The sequence below is a fragment of the Sinobaca sp. H24 genome (assembly GCF_023845525.1).
In genome coordinates this window covers 81,127-106,254 of record NZ_JALBWT010000009.1, presented here as the reverse complement: position 1 = coordinate 106,254, position 25,128 = coordinate 81,127, and the positions used below count along the sequence as shown (strand labels likewise).

The 25,128-nt window shown below is 45.1% G+C and carries 24 protein-coding genes and 4 pseudogenes; 1 reads left to right on the top strand and 27 read right to left on the bottom strand.

Annotated elements, in window-relative coordinates; all coding sequences use genetic code 11:
• Nucleotides 1-58 precede the first annotated feature (58 nt).
• The 7 genes from MMY81_RS13825 to MMY81_RS13795 are packed head-to-tail and all read right to left on the bottom strand — an operon-like array spanning nt 59 to nt 5,581.
• Nucleotides 59-1,042, bottom strand: a complete 984-nt coding sequence (locus MMY81_RS13825) for a biotin--[acetyl-CoA-carboxylase] ligase (RefSeq protein ID WP_252313425.1) — start codon at nt 1,040-1,042, stop codon at nt 59-61.
• Nucleotides 1,014-2,186: a tRNA nucleotidyltransferase/poly(A) polymerase-related protein gene (locus MMY81_RS13820; RefSeq protein ID WP_252313369.1), complete on the bottom strand. Its 1,173-nt coding sequence runs from the start codon at nt 2,184-2,186 to the stop codon at nt 1,014-1,016. Before MMY81_RS13820 ends, MMY81_RS13825 begins: the two co-directional genes overlap by 29 nt.
• Nucleotides 2,170-3,312, bottom strand: a complete 1,143-nt coding sequence (bshA, locus tag MMY81_RS13815) for an N-acetyl-alpha-D-glucosaminyl L-malate synthase BshA (protein WP_252313368.1) — start codon at nt 3,310-3,312, stop codon at nt 2,170-2,172. The genes MMY81_RS13820 and bshA overlap by 17 nt, the downstream gene beginning before the upstream one ends.
• Nucleotides 3,309-4,022, bottom strand: coding sequence for a bacillithiol biosynthesis deacetylase BshB1 (gene bshB1 / locus MMY81_RS13810; RefSeq protein WP_252313367.1), 714 nt, complete (start codon nt 4,020-4,022; stop codon nt 3,309-3,311). Before bshB1 ends, bshA begins: the two co-directional genes overlap by 4 nt.
• A complete protein-coding gene (locus tag MMY81_RS13805; protein ID WP_252313366.1) occupies nt 4,022-4,429 on the bottom strand; it encodes a methylglyoxal synthase in 408 nt (135 codons plus the stop codon). The genes bshB1 and MMY81_RS13805 overlap by 1 nt, the downstream gene beginning before the upstream one ends.
• A 10-nt stretch (nt 4,430-4,439) precedes the next feature.
• Nucleotides 4,440-5,240, bottom strand: coding sequence for a 4-hydroxy-tetrahydrodipicolinate reductase (dapB, locus tag MMY81_RS13800; protein ID WP_252313365.1), 801 nt, complete (start codon nt 5,238-5,240; stop codon nt 4,440-4,442).
• Nucleotides 5,240-5,581: a nucleotide pyrophosphohydrolase gene (locus MMY81_RS13795; RefSeq protein WP_252313364.1), complete on the bottom strand. Its 342-nt coding sequence runs from the start codon at nt 5,579-5,581 to the stop codon at nt 5,240-5,242. The genes dapB and MMY81_RS13795 overlap by 1 nt, the downstream gene beginning before the upstream one ends.
• A 126-nt stretch (nt 5,582-5,707) precedes the next feature.
• Between MMY81_RS13795 and MMY81_RS13790 the strand changes: the two genes are divergently transcribed.
• The gene (locus tag MMY81_RS13790; protein ID WP_252313363.1) at nt 5,708-6,583 is read left to right on the top strand and encodes a YitT family protein; all 876 of its coding nucleotides are present in this window, start codon (nt 5,708-5,710) and stop codon (nt 6,581-6,583) included.
• 60 nt (nt 6,584-6,643) lie between these two features.
• On the opposite strand, the gene MMY81_RS13785 is transcribed toward MMY81_RS13790, so the two are convergent.
• The 20 genes and pseudogenes from MMY81_RS13785 to ndk all read right to left on the bottom strand — a co-directional run bounded on the left by MMY81_RS13785 (nt 6,644) and on the right by ndk (nt 25,078).
• Nucleotides 6,644-7,324 carry a zinc metallopeptidase gene (locus MMY81_RS13785; RefSeq protein WP_374561883.1) on the bottom strand — a complete coding sequence of 227 codons (681 nt, stop codon included), beginning with the start codon at nt 7,322-7,324 and terminating at the stop codon, nt 6,644-6,646.
• 115 nt (nt 7,325-7,439) lie between these two features.
• Nucleotides 7,440-8,032, bottom strand: a pseudogene (lhaT, locus tag MMY81_RS13780) (lipoprotein heptaprenylglyceryl N-acetyltransferase LhaT).
• Between the two features lie 81 nt (nt 8,033-8,113).
• Nucleotides 8,114-8,953, bottom strand: coding sequence for a menaquinol-cytochrome c reductase cytochrome b/c subunit (locus tag MMY81_RS13775; protein WP_252313362.1), 840 nt, complete (start codon nt 8,951-8,953; stop codon nt 8,114-8,116).
• Nucleotides 8,954-8,992: 39 nt separating this feature from the next.
• Nucleotides 8,993-9,667: a menaquinol-cytochrome c reductase cytochrome b subunit gene (gene qcrB, locus MMY81_RS13770; RefSeq protein ID WP_252313361.1), complete on the bottom strand. Its 675-nt coding sequence runs from the start codon at nt 9,665-9,667 to the stop codon at nt 8,993-8,995.
• A 14-nt stretch (nt 9,668-9,681) separates the two neighbouring features.
• Nucleotides 9,682-10,182, bottom strand: a complete 501-nt coding sequence (locus MMY81_RS13765; protein WP_252313360.1) for a Rieske (2Fe-2S) protein — start codon at nt 10,180-10,182, stop codon at nt 9,682-9,684.
• Between the two features lie 274 nt (nt 10,183-10,456).
• Complete coding sequence (locus tag MMY81_RS13760; RefSeq protein ID WP_252313359.1) at nt 10,457-10,915, bottom strand: YpiF family protein; 459 nt, start codon at nt 10,913-10,915, stop codon at nt 10,457-10,459.
• A 15-nt stretch (nt 10,916-10,930) separates the two neighbouring features.
• A complete protein-coding gene (locus tag MMY81_RS13755; RefSeq protein ID WP_252313358.1) occupies nt 10,931-12,187 on the bottom strand; it encodes a tetratricopeptide repeat protein in 1,257 nt (418 codons plus the stop codon).
• 283 nt (nt 12,188-12,470) lie between these two features.
• Nucleotides 12,471-13,571, bottom strand: coding sequence for a prephenate dehydrogenase (locus tag MMY81_RS13750; protein ID WP_308215322.1), 1,101 nt, complete (start codon nt 13,569-13,571; stop codon nt 12,471-12,473).
• Between the two features lie 28 nt (nt 13,572-13,599).
• A complete protein-coding gene (gene hisC / locus MMY81_RS13745) occupies nt 13,600-14,706 on the bottom strand; it encodes a histidinol-phosphate transaminase (RefSeq protein ID WP_252313422.1) in 1,107 nt (368 codons plus the stop codon).
• 11 nt (nt 14,707-14,717) lie between these two features.
• Entirely contained in the window at nt 14,718-15,542 is an 825-nt protein-coding gene (gene trpA / locus MMY81_RS13740) for a tryptophan synthase subunit alpha (protein WP_252313357.1), read from the bottom strand.
• Complete coding sequence (gene trpB / locus MMY81_RS13735) at nt 15,539-16,738, bottom strand: tryptophan synthase subunit beta (RefSeq protein WP_252313356.1); 1,200 nt, start codon at nt 16,736-16,738, stop codon at nt 15,539-15,541. The genes trpA and trpB overlap by 4 nt, the downstream gene beginning before the upstream one ends.
• Nucleotides 16,731-17,378: a phosphoribosylanthranilate isomerase gene (locus tag MMY81_RS13730; RefSeq protein WP_252313355.1), complete on the bottom strand. Its 648-nt coding sequence runs from the start codon at nt 17,376-17,378 to the stop codon at nt 16,731-16,733. Before MMY81_RS13730 ends, trpB begins: the two co-directional genes overlap by 8 nt.
• Complete coding sequence (gene trpC / locus MMY81_RS13725) at nt 17,359-18,132, bottom strand: indole-3-glycerol phosphate synthase TrpC (RefSeq protein ID WP_252313354.1); 774 nt, start codon at nt 18,130-18,132, stop codon at nt 17,359-17,361. Before trpC ends, MMY81_RS13730 begins: the two co-directional genes overlap by 20 nt.
• Complete coding sequence (gene trpD / locus MMY81_RS13720; protein ID WP_252313353.1) at nt 18,125-19,150, bottom strand: anthranilate phosphoribosyltransferase; 1,026 nt, start codon at nt 19,148-19,150, stop codon at nt 18,125-18,127. Before trpD ends, trpC begins: the two co-directional genes overlap by 8 nt.
• Nucleotides 19,143-20,660 carry an anthranilate synthase component I gene (trpE, locus tag MMY81_RS13715; RefSeq protein ID WP_252313352.1) on the bottom strand — a complete coding sequence of 506 codons (1,518 nt, stop codon included), beginning with the start codon at nt 20,658-20,660 and terminating at the stop codon, nt 19,143-19,145. The genes trpD and trpE overlap by 8 nt, the downstream gene beginning before the upstream one ends.
• Before the next feature lie 215 nt (nt 20,661-20,875).
• A pseudogene (aroH, locus tag MMY81_RS13710) lies at nt 20,876-21,252 on the bottom strand (chorismate mutase).
• Complete coding sequence (gene aroB, locus MMY81_RS13705) at nt 21,249-22,337, bottom strand: 3-dehydroquinate synthase (protein WP_252313351.1); 1,089 nt, start codon at nt 22,335-22,337, stop codon at nt 21,249-21,251. The pseudogene aroH and the gene aroB overlap by 4 nt, the downstream one beginning before the upstream one ends.
• Nucleotides 22,337-23,511 (bottom strand): annotated as a pseudogene (gene aroC, locus MMY81_RS13700) (chorismate synthase). Before aroC ends, aroB begins: the two are co-directional and overlap by 1 nt.
• A gap of 130 nt (nt 23,512-23,641) precedes the next feature.
• A pseudogene (locus MMY81_RS13695) lies at nt 23,642-24,475 on the bottom strand (CheR family methyltransferase).
• A 159-nt stretch (nt 24,476-24,634) separates the two neighbouring features.
• On the bottom strand, nt 24,635-25,078 hold the full coding sequence (gene ndk / locus MMY81_RS13690) for a nucleoside-diphosphate kinase (RefSeq protein ID WP_252313350.1): 444 nt from the start codon (nt 25,076-25,078) through the stop codon (nt 24,635-24,637).
• Nucleotides 25,079-25,128: the final 50 nt, after the last annotated feature.

The window sequence follows — 25,128 nt, the reverse complement described above, 5'->3', positions numbered from 1 at the left end:
ATACTGTCCTTTATTGTTGAAGGTGCATTTAGTATATCAAATTTCATTAAGCCCTGCGCTATTCATGAATATCTGCACTGTAAATATAATCTATCTTTCCATCCGCTGTTTCAAGGATAAGAACGCCGTCTTTTGTAATGCCTTTGGCAAGACCTTGCAGCGTTTTTTTCGAAGTGACCGCTGTAATCTGCTTTCCGATCGTTACCGCAAGCGACTCCCATTTTTCCCGTACAGGATCGAATCCTTCATCCAGCATCTTAAAATACCAGTATTCGTATTCTTTTAATATTTCCGCAAGCAGCACGGCCCGGTTATAGGGCTGGTTTCCTTCTAAAGCAAGTGACGTGGCGCGATCCTGAATCTCCTCAGGAAAATCTTCTTTTTTATGATTAATATTTAAGCCAAAGCCAACAATCACAGCATGGATCTCATCAGGATCCGACTGCATTTCAATTAGAATTCCTGCTATTTTTTTACCTGAAATCAATAAATCATTCGGCCATTTAATATCTGCGGGAAGACCGGTTACTTTTCTTACTCCTTCTGCAATAGCCACAGCCGTTAACAGCGTCAGCTGCGGGGCCTGCTGGGGAGGGAAGGAAGGACGCAGAATCAGGCTGCACCAGAGTCCCGTTCCTTTTGAGGAATGAAAAGGCCGGCCGAGACGACCTTTGCCCTTTAACTGCTCTTCTGCGACCACGATCGTTCCTTCCGGCGCCGCTTCTCTTGCAGCTTCATGGGCCGGAATCTGGGTCGAAGCTACTTGATCAAATGAGTGAATAACACGTCCGAATGCTTTTGTTTCCAGGTGGGCATTGATTTCGTCAGCAGTTATAGAGTTAGGAGTATATTCGATTTTATAGCCTTTTTTCGTTACTGCATTTATTTTGTAGCCTTTTTTGCGCAGTTCTTCGATATGTTTCCAGACTGCCGTTCTGGATATTCCCAGCTTGTCACTTATTTCCTGCCCGGAGATAAAAGAACCGTCTGATCCATTCAATAATGCTAACAGCTTATCTCTCACTGTTTTCCCTCCCTCTATTTCTTATAAAAGTCCCTGCCTGCTCCAGAAGCGTATGTTTATCGTTGGTGATTTCTTCCAACACTACTTTTTTTTCAAGAAAACGAAGCAGAGGGCCATAAAGAGAAGATGGAAGCTCTGGAAACCGTCTTTGAATATCTCTTCCATTTACAGCTAAATCACTGATCGATTGAATAGAAACAGTATTCAGACGCTCATAAAATACTCTCTGTTTCTGTTCATCAGGAGTATAACGATATTTCCATTGATGAAGCAGATAGCCTCTTACTGCCTGTTCCCGCCCTAATGCGTAAAGCGTGTATAGATCCTGCTTGTACACAGGGCCTTTTACTGCATCTAAGAGCTCACGGATTTGTTTTTTCTGTTGATTGGAGAACGTCCAGCTTCCTAAAACGATAGAAGCCGTCTCTCCATATAGCATGAGCAGAAGACCCGTCCAGCGCAGAACCCCGTCTTCTAATTTTTCTGTCGGATACCGCCATAAGCAAAGCGGATGAGACCGAATCGATGAAGGGAAGTAATGGAACATTCCGAAATGATCTGCTTTGCGAAGCGCACTTGCAGCCCATCCTCCATTTATAAGAAGAGAACACTCCTCTTTTACGCGTTCCACCGCCGTCTCCTGCAGTTTCTTTATTTCCTTTTTGCAGGCAGCTTCAGTTTCGGTATCGATAAACCATCCAAATTGCGCTGAAAATCGAAGAGCCCGCAGCATTCGAAGAGGATCTTCCTGTATGAACCGGGATTGATCTACAGCTTTAATGAAACCGGAACGCACAGCGCTGACGCCGTCGTGTGGATCTAATAGATTGCCGTCTATATCGACCGCCATCGCATTGCACGTGAAATCCCTGGAAGACAAATCCTCGTAAATATCCGCACCTTTGAGCTCTGTCAATTCGTAAATACCTCCACCGTGCCTGATTATAATTGTTTGATGACGGTTCGACATACGATGTGATCGGGTAAACTTGCTTTCCACATACTCAGCGGACGCATTCACCGCTATATCAATGTCCCGGGGAATATCGTCGCAACCGTTTTTCACCCAGTCTCTTACGCAGCCTCCAACCAGCCAGCCCGTTATGCCCTGCTTCTTTAATATGGAAAGAAACGCTGTCGCTTCGTTATAGACTTTCCCCATCAGCAAGCACCCTTTTGTACACGTCCTCGTACTGCTGGACAATTTTCAATGCTGAAAATTCTTCTCTGGCACGCTTTTCCGCTTCTTTGGAAAAAGACTGAAACGTGTCACTCCCTGCCATAATCTGCAATGCTGCTTTCCCGGCAGCTTCCGGTTCTGCTGCCGGTACGATTAAGCCCGAGCGGCCGTCTTCGATTACTTCAGGTATTCCGCCGACATTGGTTCCAACGACCGGAACCCCGCATGCCATTGCTTCTAATGCTGCCAATCCGAAACTTTCTTTTTCTGACAATAAAAACATAACGTCCGACATGTATAGAAAGTCAGAAATATTTTTCTGATTTCCTAAAAATAAAACAGACTCTGCAATACCCAGCTTCTCTGCCAGCTGCCACGCTTTATTCAGGTCCGGCCCGTCTCCAAGCATCAACAGGGTCGCTTTTTGTTCCAGCTGCACCGTATAAAATGCTTTAATCACATCTTCTACGCGTTTAACTGGACGGAAGTTGGATATATGGATCAGCACCTTATTGTCCTCAGGAATTTTATACTCCTGCTTCCACCATTTTTTGCTGTGTTCCTGAACGTCATCTGTGTGATCGATAAAATTGTAAATACAGTCAATCGGGGCTTTGATGCCGAGCATATCTTTAGTCTGGCGGGAGAGTGACTGAGATACTGCTGTAACCGCATCTGATTTTTCTATCGCGTAATAAATCGACTCTTTCAGCGAGGCATCGTTTGCAAGGACTGTAATGTCTGTCCCGTGAAGCGTAGTTACGACCTTTAATCCTGTCTGTGCCATGTCTTTTGCAAGCAGGGCACAGACTGCATGAGGCACTGCATAATGAACGTGCAGGATATCCAGCTTTTCCCGCTTGGCTACTTCCGACATTTTACTTGCCAGCGTTAATGTATAGGGCGGATACTGAAACACTTCGTATTGATTTACTTCCACCTCATGGTAATAAATATTCGGATATGTTTTATTCAGGCGGAATGGCATACTTGTTGAAATAAAATGAACCGTATGCCCTCTTTCTGCCAATTGTTTTCCAAGTTCTGCTGCGACGACTCCTGATCCGCCTACTGTCGGATAACAGGAGATACCAATATTTAGTTTCATTCCTCTTTCCTTCCCGGCAGTTCGTTTAATAGTACGGGAGAATGAGGGCAGAAGGCCTCTGCATAAGAAACAGAAGCCTGCTTGCCCATTAAAAGATCTCGTGCCCGTACGGATTCAATATACATGCTCGTAAGTGGTGTCTGCACACTTTCCTCACCTAAAATAAATTGACTTTCATAGCAGAGCAGGGCTTTTTCTTTTACCTGCTGAACGCTGGAAATATCTACATAAAAGCCAGGCCTGCTTATTGTACCGTTTATGCTGTACTGATAAGCATAAGGCACACGCCAGGCATCGCCTCCTGCTTCTGTGTATTTGCGGATGCCGGAATCAAATAAAGCCTCTTTAATAATAGTGCCGCACATAATATGGTCCGGATGACGGTCTTCATGCCATGGGAAAAATACTATATCCGGACGCAGCGAGCGGATCAACGTTACAATTTCTGCATACTCCGGGCTCTCTTTTGTTAATTTACGATCCGGGAAGTTCAGCTGGTAACGGTCCTCTGCCCCGATTACTTCCGCTGCACGGGCAGCTTCTTTCTGCCTCGTTTTTATATCTCCGTTGCTGGAGAGCTCTGCTCTCGTTAACGCACAAAAAGCCACTTTATCCCCTTTTTGGGCATGAAGAGCGGCTGTTCCTCCCATTCCGATTTCGATATCATCCGGATGGGCGCCAAACGCCAGCAGAGTCAATGAAGCTGCCATTATAACCCTTCTTTCTTCGGCTTATTACGGAAATCAAGAAGACCATCTTCGATTCCTTTAATCAACACTTCCGCTGTAGCCATATTGGTCGCGAGCGGAACACCGTGTACATCACAGAGTCTGAGCAGAGCTGACACATCCGGCTCGTGCGGCTGGGCCGTTAAAGGGTCACGGAAGAACAAAATGCAGTCCATTTCATTTGTGGCGACGAGGGCACCGATCTGCTGGTCTCCGCCTATTGGACCGGACTGGAAGCAGTGAACATCAAGCCCTGCTTCTTTCTGGATTCTTTTTCCTGTTGTACCGGTTGCAAAGAGCTGATGGTTCTGCAGAATGCGGCTGTATGCCTGTGCAAAACTGACCATATCTTCTTTTTTCTTATCATGGGCAATCAGGGCAATATTCATGTTGGTCCTCCTACATTATGTTTTCTAAACCGTAAGTGAGTACTTTGTTTGCCACTACGTATTCTACAGCCAGCTGCACACCCGGCATAAAGGATTCACGGTTGATGGAATCATGCTTGATCGTAAGCGTCTGACCAGCTCCTCCAAACATAACCTGCTGGTGCGCCACCATTCCCGGCAGCCGAACACTGTGGATTTTCATTCCGTCTATATCTGCTCCTCTTGCTCCCGCTAGAGATTCGGTTTCATTTTCATGCCCCTGTTTATGAGGTTCTCGATTTTCTTTGATCAATTCAGCCGTTTTAATCGCCGTTCCGGACGGAGCATCAAGTTTACGGTCATGGTGCATTTCCATAATCTCGACATCCGGCATGTAGGCTGCTGCCATTTTGGAAAATTTCATCATTAGAACGGCGCCAATGGCAAAGTTAGGAGCAATAACAACCCCAACCTGCTTTTTCTCAGCTTCGCTGCTTAATTTCTCAATATCAGCTTCCGTAAAACCGGTTGTTCCTACAACGGGAGCAACGCCGTGCACGAGAGCTGCTTCCAGATGTTTTCTGCCGGTTTCCGGATTGGTTAAATCAATGAGCACGTCTATTTCGTTTTCCTGAAAACACTGGTGGATGTCGGTGTACACAGGAATATCCAGCTCCGGCATGCCGGCCATATCTTTGAGGCGGCTTCCGTTATTTTTGGAGTCGATAACAGCACGAAGGTCAAAATGCTCTGTCCGATCTGCCAGTTTCACTGCTTCTTGTCCCATGTTGCCGCGCGGGCCTGCTACTGCTATACGTATAGGTGTAGTCATTATTTATTCTCTCCTAGTTCTTTTTTTGTCCAGCGGTCTGCATCTCGTGAACGAAATTTCTCCATTACAAGATCAAAGGCCTCATCCAGGTCAATATGTAAAGAGTTTGCAAAGCATATTAAGACAAATAGGATGTCTCCCATTTCCTGTTCCATTGAATTTTCCTGTTCGTCTTTCTTTTTTGGCTTTTCTCCATAAGAGTGGTTCACTTCGCGTGCCAGTTCGCCGGTTTCTTCACTCAACCGGGCCATCATGGCAAGCGGGCTGAAGTATCCCTCTTCAAATTGGCCGATATACCGGTCCACTTCCTGCTGCATATCCTGCATCGTTTTTTTATCCATTTGGTTATCCGCCTCCTGCTGATATCGTATCTGATTCCCTTGTTATTGACAATCCGAAACAAATTGTCTCTAATCTCTTCTTCGCTTATACTGATAAAGGCTGATGGAATAAAGGAGGAAATCTCTATGAAAACGAGTACGCATCTTACGAACATCGCATTTGTTATATTTGGCTCTGCATTGATGTCTTTTGGACTTGTCTATTTTAACATGGAAAACAATCTTGCTGACGGCGGGTTGACTGGTATTGCATTAATTTTATATTTTATGTTCAACGTAGACCCCGCCTGGTCCAATCTCATACTAAACATTCCGCTTTTCTTCATTGGCTGGAAAGTACTGGGGCGGGTCGTATTCATCTATACCATTATTGGTACGTTCAGCATTTCTTTATTTTTGTGGCTTTTCCAGCGCTTTCCCCTCGTGTACCTTCCTCTTGCGGAAGATTTAACACTTGCAGCCCTGTTTTCCGGCGTTCTTGTGGGTTCCGGTCTGGGCATTGTTTTCCGGTTTGGCGGTACTACAGGCGGCGCCGATATTCTTGCAAAAGTAGGATTTCGTTATTTCGGATGGAGCATGGGACGCACCTTGTTTTTATTTGATGCTGCTGTTATTACAAGCTCTCTTGTTTATCTAAACTATCGGGAAGCGATGTATACGCTTGTGGCTGTTTTTGTCGCTGCCAAAGTTATTGACTTTATTCAGCAGGGGGCATACTCTGCCAAAGCGTCCTTTATCATATCGGATTATACGGAAGAAATATCTGCAGCTATTACGAAAGAGATGGGCCGCGGCGGTACGATGCTTAACGGAACTGGGTCTTTTACCGGATCCGATAAAAAAGTGCTGTACTGCGTTATCGGCCGAAATGAACTCGTCCGGCTTAAAAATCTGGTGGAAAACATCGATCCTCATGCTTTTGTAACGGTAAACGACGTACAGGACGTAATCGGCGAAGGCTTTACTCTCGATGAAAACAAAAAACCTATCCATGTTTCATAGCTTTGAACAGAAGGAAAGCCGAGAAGATCTCTCTTCTCGGCTTTTTTCCTATACTATTTATTAGTCGTCCATCATAAAATACATGGCGATGAACCGCACAAGTTCCAGAACGGCAACTAGTGCTGCTGCTACATACGTTAATGCAGCGGCATCAAGTACTTTTTTTGTTTCTTTTTCTTCATTGTTTTTTATGATTCCGGTGCTCACAACCTGAGTCATCGCACGGCTGCTTGCATTAAATTCGACCGGAAGTGTGACGACCTGAAACAGTACGGCCGCACTCATAAATACAATACCTGCTAAAAGCATCCCTTGTGACTGCAGAAGAATACCGGCTAGTATAAAGATAAACGAAAAGTTTGATCCAGTCGTAGCAGCGGGAACCAGCTTACTGCGGACGCGGAGAAAAGCGTAATCTTCAGCATCCTGAATTGCATGGCCGACTTCATGGGCTGCGATTGCCTGAGCCGCTACGGTGCGCTTATTGTAGTTCCCTTCAGACAGACGCACTACTTTTTTGCTTGGATCATAATGATCAGTAAGTTTTCCTTTTACAGGCTCCACTCTCACATCATATATAGCATTTTCATGTAATATCCGCTGTGCTACTTCCGCACCGGTCATTCCGGATGAGTTAGGCACGTTGGAATATTTCTTGTACGCTCGTTTCACCTTCGACTGTGCCCAAAGGGGAATTCCCATCAGCAGCAGGAAGTAAATAATAAATGCTCCCATTCCCATAGTGTCTTTGACCCCTCCATTGTTAGTGTATACATTAATTTTATGTAAAACGTCAGAGAAAGTCAATCACTACGCCTTAAAGGTTTTGACGATTATATGACAGCGATGGGGCGGTTTACATAGGAGTGAGCGTTTTTCTCCGCTTCCGTACGCCGAATATATATACGGCACCTACAGACAACATCCCCAGCCAAAATGTAAAATATCCAATATGCGAAATGTATTCACTTAATGCAGGAGACAGCCAGGGATACATTCCATATACATAGTCAATAATATCGTTATGAACCGTCCATACTGCCGCTGCTGAAAGATGCCAGGCTTTAATCCGGTAAAAGGGCATGTAAAGAAATGCCTGAAGGGCCATTCCAGCGTGAGAGGCGATGAGCATATAATGCTGCCATTCCAGTGCCCCTCCGGATAGACCGGCTGCGGTATTCATTACTACCGCCCAAATCCCATATTTAATAAGCGTCACAGCAGCGAGCGCTTCTATCAGCCCATTCTGCTTACGAATGATAAATAAAAATAGAACAAAACAAAAAAACAGACTTCGGTCGGGCTGTCAGGTACGAAGGGAATAAATATCGGAGGTGTGGACGCCAATTGATAAGCATACCAGTAATACCCATAAAGCGTGCCAAACACATTGATTGTAAGCAGTATCCATAACACTGGAGAATAGGTCATCCACCGGAGAATAATCATCTCGTCCCTCTTTTCAATAGCAGTTTCCATACAAAATCGTCCTATAAACGATATCGTTTACAGGACGATGGTGTCAATGCTTTATTCTTCTGCTTCTTCTTCCTCGCCTTCTTCTCCGCCTTCTCCCCCATCTTCAGGGTTTCCGCCGGAAGCGATATATTCAGCGAGTGTCTGCAGATCTTCATCACTGCCTTCAAATTGATCTGCCGGCATTTCACCGATACCATTAACTGCGATATCTGCTACGCCTTCCGCATCATACGGTACATCAAAGATAGGCGGCCCGGCAGCGCCTGACCCCTGCAGCTGATCGCCGTGACAGCCGATACAGCCCTGCTCTGAGTATATTTCATACCCGGCAGCTTCCATATCGACACTCTCCGCTGCTTCCATTTCTTCTTCATCAAGCATTTCACCCTGTGCTTCTGCTTCTTCCCAATCGTGGCTGTCTACTGATTCCCACGTGAGATACACAGTAGCCAGCACACCCAGCACCATCAATGAAGTAGCAATGGGACGTTTGGAAGCTCTTCGCTCGGGTCCTGTATCAAGCCACGGGGCCAGAAGAAGTGCTCCAAAAGCCAGTCCCGGAATAATAACGGCGCCAATGACGGTAAGCTGTCCAGAAGCGTATTCGTACTTTAACAGCTGGTACAAAAACAGGAAATACCAGTCAGGAAGCGGTATGTAGCCTGAATCCGTAGGATCAGCCAGCCTTTCCAGCGGAGCCGGGTGGGCAATAGTTAAACATAAGAATCCGATAAGAAATACGGCACCCACGAGCCACTCCTTGAGCAGGAAGTTCGGCCAGAAAGCTTCCGTGTTTCCAGGAAACTCCGAATAGTCTTTTGGGATATTCGGTTTTTTATTGTCAGGCACACGGGAGTCTCCGACAAATTTCATGCCTTTTCCTCTATGCATCGTTTATATCCCCCCAATCAATATATTCTTCACTGTCCTTTACAATGGACCAGAAATACCTTGTTTTCTAATCATAATAAAGTGGGCAGCCAGTAATCCGAGCAGTGCACCCGGCAGGAAGAATACATGAATGGCAAAAAACCTGGTTAGTGTCTGCGCCCCAATTATTTCAGGATCCCCCGCCAGCAGTGTTTTTGTTAATTCTCCGACAATAGGAACACTCTCTGCAATTTCAAGTCCTACAACTGTTGCAAAATAAGCTTTCATATCCCACGGAAGCAGATATCCTGTAAAACCGAGCCCAAGTATAACAAAAAATATAAGTACTCCAACGACCCAGTTCAATTCACGGGGTTTTTTATAGGCTCCGGTAAAAAAGACACGCAGCGTGTGAAGAAACATCATAACAATAACAAGACTTGCTCCCCAGTGATGCATTCCGCGGACAATCACTCCAAATGCTACTTCACCCTGGAGATATCGTACGGATTCATACGCATTAACAATATCCGGGACGTAGTACATCGTTAAAAACATGCCGGATAAAATCTGGATTACAGTAATAAAAAAGGTGAGACCGCCAAAACAATATACAAAAGCGGAAAAGTGGTGGGCCGGATTGACGTGCTCCGGAACCTCATGGTCTGCTATGTCCCTCCACATAGGAGTGATATCAAGACGGTCGTCCACCCAGTCGTAAACGCGCTGCAACATATGTAATTCACCCCCTATATTTGTGGTTCTGCTGTACCTAAGTAAACTGTGCCATCCCGTACTTCTGTTATAAACTTATGAAGCGGTTCTGTAGGCGGTGTTCCCGCTACGTTAGTTCCGTCTTTTTCAAATCGGCCAAAATGGCATGGACAGAAGAACTGATCCGGATAATCTTCGTTAGCATCCCAGTTTACTGTGCACCCTAAGTGCGTACAGGTAGGTGAAAGTGCAACGATCTCGTCTCCTTCTCTGTAGATCCATGCTGTTTCAGTAACTTCCGACTGATACCACGCATCCACCTGTTCGTAAGAAAAATCAAACCGCTGCGGCTCTTCTGTTAAATCCGCTACTTCTGCAACCGCGTACATGTCACTTTCTGCATCAGCCTGCAGAATCGGGTCAACGGCAAATCTCGCCATAGGAAGTATCACTCCTGCCGCCATAAAGCCGCCAACTCCAGTAAGTGTGTATGTAAGAAACTGCCGCCTGGATACATTATGCTTTTTTTCGCTCAACCTATTTCCCTCCCCCATTTAAAAAGAAATAAAGCCCTTACAAAATAAACGAAAAAAAAGAAAACTATACTGTTTTTTGTTTTATTATTGTAAAAGCGCGCCTTTAAAGGCAGAACTACATCACTTTCGCAACCTGGTTCATTAGTTATAGTATAACAGAAAACACTCCCTCTTTCCTGCCTTTCTGAATAAAAAGAAAGCTGGGATACATTTATAATATCCCAGCTTTTAACATTATGTCAACGTTGTCTGCAAACCGTGTCAACTCTCGTTTTTATTCATTCCATTTCATTGTAAGCAGAGGCAGCAGCTGTTTCATCTGTTCTGATATAATCTGCTTTTTATAAGAATTTTCCAGGTTTTCAAAAGGCACAAACGGCATCCATAATAGCATTCCGTCCAGGTTTTTTTCCACCTGCTTCCAGCCGGCATCCGACGTGATAAAGATAATATGAGCAAATCCGCCTCGCTTTGCCTCCTGTGTCCACTTTTGAACTTCCTGGACATGCTCTTCCAGCGATTCTTTTTTTAAATACGGAAAGGCAGGCGATAGCATAACTCTTCCTTTGAACTGCTTTTCTATTTCTCTGGTTAATGCTTCTACAAATTCCTGCATAGACGCACTTTGTTTCATGTCGTCTGTAAATGACACAGGTTGAAGAGGCAGAAGCAGCGTATCTATATACTGTTTTTCCCTGAAAAAAACCGTTACATCATCCGCGGTCCACTTCAATATAACCCCTCCTTATTATTCCTGTTCCAGTTCCTCAAGCCGCAGAGCAGCTGCCTGATTATCCGGTTCTTCTATAAGAAGCTGCCTCCACGTTGCAATTGCTTTTTCCTTATAACCCATTTCCAGAAGCAGTGCCGCGTATTCTTCAAGAAATATCGTATTTTCTTTCAATTCAGGATATATTTTACCAAAAAGTTCCAGACCTTCTTCCAGATCATCTCTGCCTGCATAAGCTCTGGCTTTATTCCAATCAAATAATACATCTGTTTCTCCGAGATTCTGCAGGTGATCAGCCAGATCAATCATCTGATCATACTCTTCACTGTTATGCCACATAGAGAACAAAACGGAAGCTGCTTCTGCATTAGCCGGATTCAGCGCCAGCGCTTCTTTTAAATATCCTTCGGCCAGCTCCATATTTTCAAGTGCCCCCTGGACAATACCAGCTTCCACATAAAGCTGATCATTAAAATTGTCCACTTTCAGGCCTTCCTGTACTGCTTCAAATGCCGCTTCCCATTTTTTCTGGAACTTGTAGGCTTTGATTAAGTAAGGGTACAATGAGGCGTATTCATAATCCATCGCTTTTAATTCTTCAAATTTCTGTGCTGCCAGTTCATAATCTTTTACTTGAAGAGCCGTATAGGCATAGCCGAACAGAGCATTCATTTCACGCTTCTCTTCCAGACCGGTTTTATAGTATGTCATTGCATCTTCAAATTGTCCGGTTGCACTATAAGCTTCGGCAAGACGTAAAGACAGACTGCCTTCCGGATATTGAAAGCCATGCTGCTCCGCCTGCTTTAAATAAGGTATAGACTTGGCAAAATCTCCTCTCTCCAAGTAATACTCTCCCAGTCCTGCAAGAAGGACCGGCTCTTCCGGTGCTGTCTGCAGTGCCTGCAGCAGCCTTGATTCCGCTACTTCGTCAAGCCCCTGAAGCTGATATAGATCAGCAAGCAGCATTTGTGCCTGCAGGAAATTCTCATCTTTTTCTCCTATTTCCAGAAGCCATTCAATTGCATCTTCCTCTTTGTCGAGGTCAATCGCATTTTCCGCTGCAATTAAGTACAGCTCGGTTTCATCAGGATAATGCTGAATAAGCTCATCGATTATAGGCTTGGACTTATCTGCAAGACCGAGCTCCTCATAGACCTGCAGAATGTCATATTTTTCTTGATGTGATGCCGTTTTTTCAAGCGCTTCGAGCTTTTCAAGTCCTTCTTCTACTTTACCGTTATTTATCATATCGTAAATATTTATTAAATCCACTGGTTTAAAACCCTCCATCGTTCTTCTGTATTGCTCTTTGCCTCGTATAGTATATCAAACTATACAGCTTAGTTCGACCAGCGCCTTTTATATAGAAACATGAAAAAAAGACCTGATTCGTAAACGCTTACAAATCAGGTTAGCAAAAATGCTATTCAATTGAATGAGTATGGATAGGAGTGGAGAGAAACCATACGCTAACTATATTCTATCAAAAATTTCCATATTGTCAACTCTTTTTATGAGAAAAAACCGCCTGTGTATAAGGCGGTTTTTCTACTCATTATTCAGCTAAATACGTATCATATAAGGAATACTGAAGGAAGCGGCTTCCTTCTTCCCTATCTTTTTCCGAGCGGAATGTCAGCTGAAGGACACCTGTAATATCTTCTCTTGTTTCCATAATACGAATATTTATAATGCTGATATTATTTTTCGCAAGAATACCGGTTACATCCGAAATCACACCCGGATGGTCCGGAACATCGACGAATAAATCATAAAAAGACTGGAGCGCCCCTTTTTCCCGAGTTGGCAGCGTGTCGCGGAAGCTTTTCGCTTCTGAAAAGTATTCCAGAATATTGTCGCTGTCTTCTTCTTCTATAAGCAGCTCCATTTTATTCATTTGAACTTTCCAATCGGCGAGAAGCTTCAGGAGCATTTCTTTATTTTGCAGCAGTATATCCCGCCACATGATAGGGTTCGCAGATGCAATTCTGGTAATATCCCTGAATCCTCCGGCCGCCAGCTGGCTTGCCATTCCATCTTTCTCACCGGCATCCCGGACCTGGTGGACAAGACCGGCAGCTATGATGTGGGGAAAGTGACTAATAAGGCCGGCAAGCTGATCATGCCTCTGCGGTGCCATTTCAATAAACCTCGCAGACGTACCTTTCAGCCAGTTCTGCAGCTGGATGACTTTATTCATACCTGTACCGCTTACTGGCGTAAGCACGTAATAAGCGTTTTCAAACAGATAAGGTTTAGCCGCCTGAACACCACTTTTATGAGATCCTGCCATAGGATGGCCTCCGATAAAGGTAACTCCCTGATCTGCAAAATCCGCCGCTGCACAGATCTGCTGTTTCGTGCTTCCTACATCAGTAATAATAGCTCCTTGTTTCAGCTCCGTATCCTGAAGTCTTTTTAGTATGTTGACTGTTTTTGTAACGGGTACAGCTACGACGACCAGGTCTGCTTCTTTCACTCCCGCTTCAAGAGATTCAGCGCAGACATCAACAACACCGAGCGACTTAGCCAGACGGAGCTGGTTTTTGTCCACGTCTACACCCGTTACTTCAGCATGATGTTCTTTTTTTATCGCCAAAGCAATGGACCCGCCTATCAGGCCCATTCCGATGACACTTACTTTTTTATTTGCCACATTTGTACTCCTTTAAACATATCCTTTGTTACTTAGAGGATACGTTGACTTCATCTAAGCAGGCAGCGAATGCTGTCATAAATGCTTTGTTTTGTTCTTTTGTCCCTATCGTTACCCTAATGGCTTCCGGAAATCCCAGTGCCTGACCGGACCGAACGATAAAGCCTTTTTTCAGCAGTGCATTAAACATAATATCTCCCGGTACTTTAACGTAAATCAGCAGGAAGTTAGTCTGGGTGGGGAGATACGTAAGATCGTGTTTGCTGCAGAAAGCCTGCAGTTCTTTCAATCCTTCTTCGTTATCTGCCACACACTGTTTAATATGCTCCTGGTCCTCCAGCGCTTCAATCGCTGCAACCTGGCTTGTTGTTGTTAAGTTAAACGGCGGACGCACTCTATCAACAAGAGAAATCAGCTCCTCTGACGCGATACCGAATCCAACCCGCAGTGAAGCCATTCCATACGCCTTGGAAAAGGTTCGCAGAAGCATTAAATTAGGCGTATCAGCAAGCATTGACATCGTCTGCGGATAATCGTCCGCCGTAACGTACTCAATATACGCTTCATCTGATACGATCAGTACGTGCTCCGGTACCTGCTCCACAAATTTCCGAAATGCCTTATCGTCTACATACGTCCCGCTCGGATTATTCGGGTTGCATACCCAAACGATCCGCGTCTGCTCATCAATTGCTTCAAGCATGGCATCCAGGTCGTGTACTCCCTCACTTAGAGGAACTTCACGGATTTCAGCACCTTCAATTAAAGCATTGTGTTTGTACTGGGAAAAAGAAGGCGTAGCCATCACGGTGTTCGTCGTATGGTCCAAAAATGTACGGCAGAGCATTAGAATCACTTCATCAGAGCCTGCTCCAAATACAAGCTGTTCTCCTTTCACACCAAGAAAATCAGCTGTTTTTTTACGCAAAGCTGCTGCGTAGCCGTCCGGATAAATTTCCAATAGAGCTGCTGTTTCTTCAAGGGTGTGCTTTACCCGGTCAGAGGCCCCGTGCGGATTTTCATTGGAAGCAAGCTTTATAACTTCTGAAAGTCCAAGCTCTTTTTTGACTTCTTCTATCGGTTTACCCGGCTGGTACGGTGTCATGCCGTATATCTGCTTTTTAGCTTTCATCAGAATTCCCCCATTTATTGTTGGTGGGAGGAAGGGACCGCTAATAAATCTTCTACATACTGCTGTATGGAATTAAGCGCATCCCGGCGTTTCGCTTCATGCTCTAGTTCAGCCTGAAGCCCTTCCACTTTTTTCATAATCGCACTACCAATAATAACCCCATCAGCTGAGCCTTGCAACCTCTGCACCTGCTCAGGGGTAGAAATGCCGAATCCTACGGCAACCGGCACTTCACTGCTCGCTTTTACTTCTTCAATGAAGGTATAGGCTTCCGGAGGGAATTCATCTCTTGTACCTGTAACGCCCAGGCTGGATACACAGTACAAAAACCCTTCTGCCTGCGCTGCGATTTTTTCCAGTCTTGTACTTGATGTAGGGGCTACAAGAGAAATGTTCGCCAGGTTTTCTTTTTTAGTAAGGGTACTTAATTCTTCACTTTCCTCCAGAGGAAGATCCGGAATAAGCACGCCATCTGCTTCATTGTCTTTCAATTTTTCTATAAATGTCTTAATTCCCATCCGCAGAACTGGGTTATAGTAGGAAAATATAATGACCGGAATCGTTAGTCCTCTTTTTCTCATTTCAGGTATTAATTCAATAGCAGCTGTAAGCGACATTCCGTGTTTCAACGCACGAAGTGCAGAGCGCTGCAGCACGGGACCATCAGCCAGCGGGTCAGAATAGGGAATCCCGAGCTCCAGAATATGTGCCCCTGCTTTCTGCATTGTCATGGCCAGCTCGATCGTTGATTCTTTATTTGGATCCCCTGCCATAATGAAAGGAATAAACAGCGGGTAGGAGGCACTTTCAGCGGCCTCGCGGACGGTCTGTCTTGTCATGATTTATCCCCCTGTTCCAATGATTCTTTTATCGTATTTACATCTTTATCGCCGCGGCCGGAAGCGCAGATTACGAGTATTTGATCTTTGGACATTTTTTTTGCCTGTGCAAAAGCCAAATGAAGAGCATGTGCCGTTTCAATGGCTGGAAAAATGCCTTCCGTCCGGGTCAATTCTTTAAGAGCTTCCATTGCTTCATCGTCTGTTACCGCTTCGTAGTGCACTCTGCCGCTTTCGGCAAGATGGGAATGTTCCGGACCGATGCCGGGATAGTCAAGACCAGCCGAAATGGAATATGGTTCAATAATCTGTCCATTTTCGTCTTGTATTAGATAGGTAAGAGAACCATGAATGACACCCTTTGTACCTTTACTGATCGTGGCAGCATGCTGGCTCGTTTCCACTCCCATACCAGCAGCTTCAGCGCCGTAAAGCTTTACGCCATCTTCCAGAAATGGGTAAAACATGCCGATAGCGTTACTGCCTCCCCCGACACATGCTACTGCTGCATCAGGCAGGGACTGCTCTACTTCCTGAAGCTGCTGCTTTGTTTCATCTCCGATAATGCGCTGGAAATTGCGGACGACTTTCGGGTATGGATGAGGGCCTACAACAGAACCAATCAAATAAAAGGTATCTTCCACATTGGATACCCAGTAACGGATTGCTTCATTTGTCGCATCTTTCAACGTTTTACTGCCTGAAAGTGCAGGGACAACCTCGGCACCAAGCAGTTCCATGCGGAAAACATTCAGCGACTGGCGCCTCATATCTTCTTCTCCCATGAACACTTTACATTCGAGTCCCATGCGCGCGCAAACTGTTGCCGTCGCCACCCCGTGCTGTCCAGCTCCGGTTTCTGCCACGATTTTCTTTTTTCCCATTCTTTTAGCCAAAAGTGCCTGGCCTACAGCGTTATTTAGTTTGTGTGCCCCGGTGTGAAGCAGGTCTTCGCGCTTCAAATAGATTTTAGCACCGCCAAGTTTTTCCGTAAGGCGCTCGGCGTACGTTAGAGGCGTCGGCCGGCCGGCAAACTCTTCAAGCGTGTGATGATATTCGTTCATAAAAGCTTCATCATTCCAGGCTTCCTCAAAAGCTTTTTCTAATTCTTCAAGAGCATACATTAAGGTTTCCGGAACAAATTTCCCTCCAAAAGCGCCATAGCGCCCTTTATCGTCTGGATATACTTTACTCATTTTCACATAACCTCTTTTCCAGTTGTCGTACTTTTTCCGGGTCTTTTTCTCCATTGCTCTCCAGACCGCTCGAAAGATCTATTCCCCATGGTTTATGATCTAAAAGCTCCTGCACATTATCGGGCGTGATCCCCCCGGCAATAAACAAAGGTATATTTTGACGGTTTCCGTATTCTATATATCGGCCGGCATGCGACCAGTCAAATGATTCTCCGCTGCCGCCCCATGCGTGTTTTGTTTTTGCATCAATAACAAACCCGTCTACATTTTCAAAATAAGTTTCCAGCGCGAGTAAAGAGTTTGGCTCGTGGTGAATGGCTTTCCATATTTCTATATCTGGAAAAGCATTCTTTACAACCGCTGTCTGCTGTGGTGATTCAGAACCGTGCAGCTGGATAACATCCGGACGGACGGTCTGCACTGCCTCTTTTATCGTATCCATTGTTTCATTCACGAATAAAAAGACAATCTTTTTTTCCAGTTCCGGGTGGGCTTCCAGCCATTCTTTAACCAGACCCGGGGAAACGTACCTTCTGCTTTCTGCCATTACAAAGCCAATGTAGGCAGCCTTCGAATCAGCTGCCGTTCTCAGCCCTGTCTCTGAGTGCACCCCGCAGAACTTATATACCGGTTGAGTCATCAGATTCTCCCAACAGCTTTCGCAGTGCCTGTTCCACATCAGGCTGCCGCATTAACGACTCTCCAACGAGAACGCCGCGGGCCCCTGCCTTTTTGACTTCCAGCACATCTTCATACGTAGCAATACCGCTCTCGCTGACTAAGAGACTTCCTTCCGGCAGCAAAGCAGATAAATCCCTTGTCGTATCGAGTGACGTATAAAAGGTTTTTAAATCCCGGTTGTTGATACCGATAATTTCTGGTTCAAATACATCTAGAAGCGCCGTTAATTCATCTTTGGAATGGCATTCCACAAGAACGTCCAGACCGGAGTTCTTTGCTTCTTTATACAATTCATGGAGACGCTGCGGCTTCATCGCTTCTGCAATGAGCAGAATAGCATCCGCTCCTATGCGACGGCTTTCTTCAATCTGCTTTTCATCGATAATAAAATCTTTGCGAAGCACCGGCAGGTTAACGGCCTGCTTTACCGCGGTGACATATTCTTTGGCGCCCTGAAAATAAGTCACGTCTGTTAATACTGACAGTGCGGCTGCGCCTCCTGCTTCGTAGCTTTCAGCAATAGAAACCGGATCAAAATGTTCACGGATCACCCCTTTAGAAGGAGATGCTTTTTTTACCTCCGCGATAACACGGATCACACCCTGTTTCTTCTCGAGTGCTTCTTTCAGCGAGTAAAAGGGCACCTCGACCCGTTTTCCCAGCGTGATATCCTTTATTTCATCTGCTTTTGTCGCAAGTATTTTATCAAGCATGACTTTCTTTGACCCCGCTTTCCTGTAACCGATAGAGCTGCTTTAAAAAGAGTCCTTCTTCGAGCGCCGCTTTAGCTTTTTGATATCCTTCTTTAATAGAAGCCGTTTCATCTGAAACATACAAAGCAGCCGCTGTATTCAACAGCAGAATATCTATGGCAGCACGATTGGCCTGGTTCGCAAAAATCTTTTCAATTAATGCGGCACTTTCCTCAGAAGTATCTACCTGGACTTCGTTAATAGGAGCCGAGACTGCTCCCATCTCTTCCGGTGTTATCGTATATTCAAAAATTTTCCCATCTTTGAGCTCAGCTACATATGTCTTACCGGTGATTGTAATTTCATCAAGACCGTCTGCTCCAGTGACAAGCAAGGCCCGCTTTGCTCCGAGGCGCTGCAATGTTTCAGCCATCTGCAGGCCGGCTTCTTTTTTGAAAACACCAATTACCTGGGCATCTGCATTGGCCGGGTTGGTTAACGGCCCCAACAGGTTAAAAATGGTACGAAAGCCTATTTCTTTTCGGGGAGCAACGGCATGCTTCATCGATACATGATACAAAGGAGCAAATAAAAATGCCATCTGCTTATCCTTAAGCGACCGTGCCGCTTCTTCCGGAGTGGACTGCACAGAAATGTTTAATTTCTCCAGCACATCCGCACTTCCGCTTTTAGAAGAAACAGAGCGGTTTCCGTGTTTTGCCACTTTTACACCCATAGCGGACAAACCAATGGCTGCAGCGGTGGAAATATTAAAGGTTGAGCTTAAATCTCCGCCGGTGCCGCACGTATCCACGACAAACGATTCCATGTGGTTAATCTGGATAACGTGCTCTTTCATTGCTCTTGCAAAACCCGTCATTTCATCTACGGTTTCCCCGCGGTAGCGCAAAATAGAAAGCAGGCTTGCTATCTGGCTTTCTGTAGCTTCACCTTTCATAATAACGTCCATCGCCTCATAAGCTTCCTGTTCTGTCAGCCTGTTTCCTTCTATACACGAAGCCAGCAGTGTTTTAAGCATCTTTTACCGTCTCCCCTTTCTCATAAAACATATCTTCCGCAACTTCAATCGCGCGAAGCAGAGCCGCTGCTTTATTTTGTGTTTCTTCATATTCGAGTTCCGGCACCGAATCTGCTACTATGCCGGCACCTGCCTGAATACGGGCTTTCCCTCCTTCTACTATCATCGTTCTAATAGAAATACAGGAGTCAATATTACCATCATATCCTAAATAACATACTGCACCGGCATATATGCCTCTGCGCGTCGGCTCCAGTTCTTTTAAAATCTGCATCGCCCTGATTTTAGGTGCACCGGATACGGTTCCAGCTGGAAAAGAGGCCTGTAGAGCATCAATAGGAAGCGTACCGTCTGCAAGACGTCCCGTCACTTTGGAAATAATATGCATAACATGGGAAAAACGCCCCACTTCCAAAAGAACCGGTGTCTTCACAGATCCATACTCTGCTACTCTTCCTACATCATTTCTCGCCAGATCCACAAGCATATAATGCTCCGCTCTTTCTTTTTCATCAGCAAGCAGATCTTTTTCCAGCGCCAGATCTTCTTCCTCGCTTTTCCCGCGCTTGCGTGTGCCTGCTATTGGATGAATCTCTACATGTTTATTATCGACCTGTATAAGCCGTTCCGGTGAACTTCCGATAACTTCGCGGCCATCCAGTTTTAAATAGAACAAATAAGGAGAAGGATTCACCATTCTTAAAATACGATATAGCTGAAAACCAGTCACATGTATATCCCGCTCAAACCGCTGGGAAAGAACAGCCTGAAAAATATCGCCGGCTTTTATATATTCTTTAATTTTCCTGACATCTTCCAGAAATTTTTCTTTTTTATAATTAGAAACGACGTTGGAAAAATCAACGTCCTGATTAGCATTATATGGAGATAAAAAAGTATCTGTCTTTTTATTATCCTGCAGTATCGCCATTAAGCTTTCCACTTTTTTTCGGGCTTTCTCGTAACGAACCTCCGGATTTTCCTTTTCATTGTTTTCGTAATGGACAAAGGAAAGTTCTTTCGTATCATGGTCGAGGGCAATAATAGTCTCGCAGAATAACAGCAGCACATTGCTGTCATCTTCGCTTTTCCCTATCGTCTCTATTCCATCCTCGAACTGTTCGATTGTATCGTAAGCTACTACTCCTACAGCGCCGCCTTTAAAGGGAAGCGAAATAGATGGAATGCCTGGATTAATAATGGACAGACTTTCTTCAAATAAGACGGCAAGGCTGGCGTTTTCTGCCTTTACCTGTCTGGAAGTTTCCTCTACAAATTGAAATAAGCCTTCTTTTTCCTGGATCCGATAAGACGGATTCAATCCAATAAAAGAATAACGGGACCACGAAGATGCCGGGTCTTTACTTTCTAGAATAAAAACAGCCTGGTCTTCAACTTGTTTAAAAAGTTCAATGGGGGTTAATAAATCCGTGAAAAACGTACGAACGTAGGGTACGAGCGGATGGCTTTCAGCCTGTTTTTGGAAGGTCTCCATCGATGTTTCTGTCATCGTAATGCTCCTCTCAAGAACAGAAGTCCGGCAGAAAAGGAGAATGAGTGTGGGTACAGCAAAAAGCGGGCGGGTAGCCCGCACGTTCTGCTGCTTATAGTCATGCTTTATTTTTCGGATCAAGGTTTAACTCTGTCTAATCTCCACTCATCTCTGCTTAACTCTGCTCTTTTTCTATTCTAACTGCTCTTCTAATCTTATCAGTAATCCTACCCTTATTCTTTTGTATCTGTCAACTCAAGGTCAGGTCGAAGAACGACTGCTTTATTTAAGTAGACATGATGCACCTCTTGCTGGCCCTTTTGTGTGTTAGCGGTCAGCATAACCCGAATACATTTCCCCAGGCTTCCCGGCACCGGGATCTCTCTGGCGCACATGACGGGGACATACTCCCATCCTGTAAACTGCCTGGCAGCTTTAGCTGGGAAAGCTGCGTCTATATCGTCGGTCACAGTGAACCAGACGTGCGCCACTTGTTCAGGAGCAATATCATTTTTTCTATCATCTGTCTGAGAAGTACTTCTGTTTCCTGCGCAATAATTTCCGCGTCATTATTTTCAACCGTTGTTGCGCCTCTTAGTCCTCTAATCATTCAGTCTCCGCCTCTCCAATAAATGACGTAAGCAGCCTGTGGACGGTTTCGTCGGGAATTTGCTTTGTCATCGTTTCTCCCGGCTCAGTCACAAGTACAAATGTCAGCACTCCGGCTGAGGTTTTTTTATCTTTTTTCATAGCCTCCAATAGAGAGGAAGCATTCATTGTTTTCATATCAAGCGGGTAACCCAGTGAATGCAGCCACGCTTTCTCCTTTGTTATGTTCCAGTTCGATAAGCCTTCCTCGTTGCTGATCCGCATAGCAAATAGCATACCTGCTGCTACGGCTTCACCGTGCGCCCATCTGCCATAGCCGGCCGTGCTTTCTATTGCATGTCCGAGCGTGTGGCCGAAATTCAGGTGAGCTCTCACTCCCGTCTCTTTTTCATCAAGAGCTACGACATCGGCTTTAATTTGGATCGATCGTTTCAGCATCGAAACCGCTGACGATTTTACATCTTCCAGGCTTGTCATATGAGTCTGCAGCCATTCAAGAAACGCAGCGTCCTTAATATACGCATGCTTTATCATTTCAGCAAAACCAGAGCGCCATTCTTTGTCCGAAAGCGTCTGCAGCATCTCTACGTCATAAATGACGGCATCAGGCTGATGAAAAGCCCCAACCATGTTTTTCCCAAGCGGATGATTGATGCCGGTTTTTCCGCCTACACTGCTGTCATGAGCCAGGAGAGTCGTCGGCATCTGTACAAATGAAATGCCGCGCATATACGTTGCCGCTGCAAAACCAGCCAAATCTCCAACTACTCCGCCTCCCAAGGCAACAACTGCAGATTTGCGGTCCAGGCCGCTCTCCAGCATGGCTGTCAGGATACGTTCATACACTGCAAAGGATTTAGAAGCTTCCCCGCTTTCTACCGTAAACGTAAATACTTCTATACCGTCTGGAAAAGACTGAACAACATCTTCCAAATACAGAGGAGCAACAGCACTGTCTGACACAATAAACATTTTTTCCGCCTCTTTAGCCTCGGGAAAGAGTAAATCCCCGGCTCCGCCTCTGATACCCTCCCCGATATAGACCGGGTAAGGGGCAGCCGAAGCATTAACGAAGAGCTGATCCATTAAAAGTCACGCGCCCATTCGTTGTGTTTCTTTATATTTTCCTGAATCGCATCTATACGGTCTGCTCCAAACATTTCCAGAATGGCATTAGCTACTTCAAATGCAATCACATTTTCCATTACAACGGAAGCAGCTGGTACAGCACAGCTGTCTGAGCGTTCAATGCTTGCTTCAAAAGGCTCTTTCGTTTCGATGTCTACACTGCGTAACGGTTTATACAAAGTCGGGATCGGCTTCATCACACCCTGGATCGCAATAGGCATTCCAGTTGTCATGCCGCCTTCAAAACCTCCAAGGTTATTACGGCTGCGGTAATAACCGCGGCCTTCTTCCCAAAGGATTTCGTCATGTACTTTGCTTCCCGGCATACGGCCCGCTTCAAAACCAAGACCGACTTCTACTCCTTTAAACGCGTTAATACTCATTACCGCGCCTGCAATTTTCGCATCGAGCTTGCGGTCATATTGCACGTAACTACCTACACCTGCAGGCATACCGGTAATAACTGTCTGGACAATTCCACCGATGGAATCTCCGTCTTTTTTAGCATCATCAATCGCCTGCATCATTTCTTTTTCTGCACTTTGGTCCAGACATCTAACAGGAGAGGCTTCTGTGCGTTCTTTTAGATCATGAATATCGGTGTAGTCACGGTCCTTCGACTCAATTCCGCCGATTTCCAGCACTTGGTCCCTCCTACTTCAATGCCTAATGTTTTTAGTAATTTCTTGGCTACGGCTCCAGCGCTTACTCTAGCTGTTGTTTCTCTTGCAGAAGAACGCTCCAGCACATTCCTCATGTCCCGGTGGCCGTATTTTATTGCCCCGTTTAAGTCTGCATGCCCTGGACGTGGTCTGCTGATAACACGCTTCATTTCTTTTTCTTCTTCTTCCGTAAGCGGGGCCGCTCCCATTATTTTCGTCCAATGTTTAAAATCATCGTTTTCAACAATTAAGGCTAACGGTGCGCCTGTTGTTTTCCCGTGTCTGACACCGCCGGCGATCGTCACAGTATCTTTTTCTATCTGCATGCGCCGTCCTCTGCCGTGGCCGCCCTGTCTTCTTTTTAATTCTGTATTAATATCTTCCTGAAGCAGTTCCAGCTGTGATGGAACCCCCTCTATAATGGTCGTCTGCTGAGGGCCGTGTGATTCTCCCGCTGTTAAATATCTCATCGTTTATTCTCTCCTATTCCATACGCTCCATGAGCTCTTTAGTTCTTTTATGCATTAAATTGTAACATAAATCTTTATATGGTGCTTTGCTATACGTATTTTTTGTGTTTGAAGATTTTATCTATTCTGTCTACAGCAGCCTGCTGTTTTTTTTGTATAGAAAAGGTCCTGCTGTTTCAAACCCGAACTGCTGCGGTTGAAAAATCTGTTCAGTGCTTCCGACAAACAAAATACCTCCGTCTTTAAGTGAATGAAAAAACTTCCTATAGAGATCTGCCTTTGCCGATTCAGTAAAATAAATCAGCACATTTCGGCAGGAGATGAAATCAAGATCGATCAAAAGCATCCCCAAGAAGGTTCAGCTGTTTAAATGTTACTTTATTGCGAAGATGTACAGGCACTTCATATCCGCCTTCTGTCTTTTTCAGCAGCCCCGGTCTCGCCATTTGAACAGCACTGAGCGCGTGGGACGTGTAGACACCGTTCTCGGCATTGAGCAGGGCATTCGTATCAATATCGGTCGCAAGGATAGCGTAATGACTGCAATAGGGAGCTTCATTTAAAATATGGGATATCGTATAAGGCTCCTCTCCGGTAGAGCAGGCAGCCGACCATACTTTAAATGTAGAAGAACTATCGCATAATGAAGGAAAAATTACTTCCTTGAGCTGCTCCCATCTGGCTGGGTTCCGATAAAATTCCGAAACATTTATCGTCATTCGTTCCAAAAATTGATGAAACAGCTCATCTTTTTTCATCAAACCTTCATCGAAAAAAAAACAAAGCTCGAAAATCCTTTTTTCTCATAAAAAGTCTTAAGCCTGCGCTTCATTTGATCTTCTTTATACAAAGACAAGTCAATGCCCGTTCTTGTTTTTACTTTTTCTATAAACATACTGTAATCATCGGCCGCCGGAACTGATCTCCTTGGTGGAGAGGAAGCACTGGTTTCTCTGCTCTTCATCGGTTTTCTTCATCCTTTTCAACTCATTCGCGGTTTATTTCGCAGTCTCTATCATATCATGAGTAAAAGCTTCCGGAGAAGAGGAGAGACTGCTTATTCATAAAAATAAATGCCGGCTGCCGCAGAGTAAACTGCAGCAGCCGGCATTGATGTATTCGTTTATACCCAGGCGGACACTTGTTTTTCGTAGCTGGTTAATTCGTTTTCGTCGAAAAACAAGTTAATTTCCCGCTCTGCACTTTCTAATGAATCCGAGCCATGGATCACATTCATACTGATGCGAACGCCGAAATCTCCTCTAATCGTCCCTGGAGCAGCTTCCTGCGGATTTGTTGCTCCCATTAACTTTCTCGCAGAGGAAACCACTTCGTCTCCTTCAAGGACCATTGCAAAAACCGGAGATGACGTAATAAATCCTACAAGCTCCTCGAAGAATGGTTTTCCTTTATGCTCGCCATAATGCTGTTCTGCAAGCTCTCTGGAAATGCTCATTAGTTTAGCGCCTTTGAGCATGTATCCTTTTTTCTCAAAACGCTGCACAATTTCTCCAATTAAATTTCTTTGTACTCCGTCTGGTTTGATCATAACAAATGTCTGGTCCATACTTGTTCCTCCTTATGTAAATAAGAGCGTTCAACCTTTATGATTATACC

Coding starts and splice junctions, on each gene's coding strand:
- MMY81_RS13820 (WP_252313369.1), bottom strand. CDS start 2,186: ATGGGGAAAGTCTATAACGAAGCGACAGCGTTTCTTTCCATATTAAAG.
- bshA (WP_252313368.1), bottom strand. CDS start 3,312: ATGAAACTAAATATTGGTATCTCCTGTTATCCGACAGTAGGCGGATCA.
- bshB1 (WP_252313367.1), bottom strand. CDS start 4,022: ATGGCAGCTTCATTGACTCTGCTGGCGTTTGGCGCCCATCCGGATGAT.
- MMY81_RS13805 (WP_252313366.1), bottom strand. CDS start 4,429: ATGAATATTGCCCTGATTGCCCATGATAAGAAAAAAGAAGATATGGTC.
- dapB (WP_252313365.1), bottom strand. CDS start 5,240: ATGACTACACCTATACGTATAGCAGTAGCAGGCCCGCGCGGCAACATG.
- MMY81_RS13795 (WP_252313364.1), bottom strand. CDS start 5,581: ATGGATAAAAAAACGATGCAGGATATGCAGCAGGAAGTGGACCGGTAT.
- MMY81_RS13790 (WP_252313363.1), top strand. CDS start 5,708: ATGAAAACGAGTACGCATCTTACGAACATCGCATTTGTTATATTTGGC.
- MMY81_RS13785 (WP_374561883.1), bottom strand. CDS start 7,324: ATGGGAATGGGAGCATTTATTATTTACTTCCTGCTGCTGATGGGAATT.
- MMY81_RS13775 (WP_252313362.1), bottom strand. CDS start 8,953: ATGCATAGAGGAAAAGGCATGAAATTTGTCGGAGACTCCCGTGTGCCT.
- qcrB (WP_252313361.1), bottom strand. CDS start 9,667: ATGTTGCAGCGCGTTTACGACTGGGTGGACGACCGTCTTGATATCACT.
- trpA (WP_252313357.1), bottom strand. CDS start 15,542: ATGACAAGACAGACCGTCCGCGAGGCCGCTGAAAGTGCCTCCTACCCG.
- trpB (WP_252313356.1), bottom strand. CDS start 16,738: ATGAGTAAAGTATATCCAGACGATAAAGGGCGCTATGGCGCTTTTGGA.
- MMY81_RS13730 (WP_252313355.1), bottom strand. CDS start 17,378: ATGACTCAACCGGTATATAAGTTCTGCGGGGTGCACTCAGAGACAGGG.
- trpC (WP_252313354.1), bottom strand. CDS start 18,132: ATGCTTGATAAAATACTTGCGACAAAAGCAGATGAAATAAAGGATATC.
- trpD (WP_252313353.1), bottom strand. CDS start 19,150: ATGCTTAAAACACTGCTGGCTTCGTGTATAGAAGGAAACAGGCTGACA.
- trpE (WP_252313352.1), bottom strand. CDS start 20,660: ATGACAGAAACATCGATGGAGACCTTCCAAAAACAGGCTGAAAGCCAT.
- aroB (WP_252313351.1), bottom strand. CDS start 22,337: ATGGATCAGCTCTTCGTTAATGCTTCGGCTGCCCCTTACCCGGTCTAT.
- ndk (WP_252313350.1), bottom strand. CDS start 25,078: ATGGACCAGACATTTGTTATGATCAAACCAGACGGAGTACAAAGAAAT.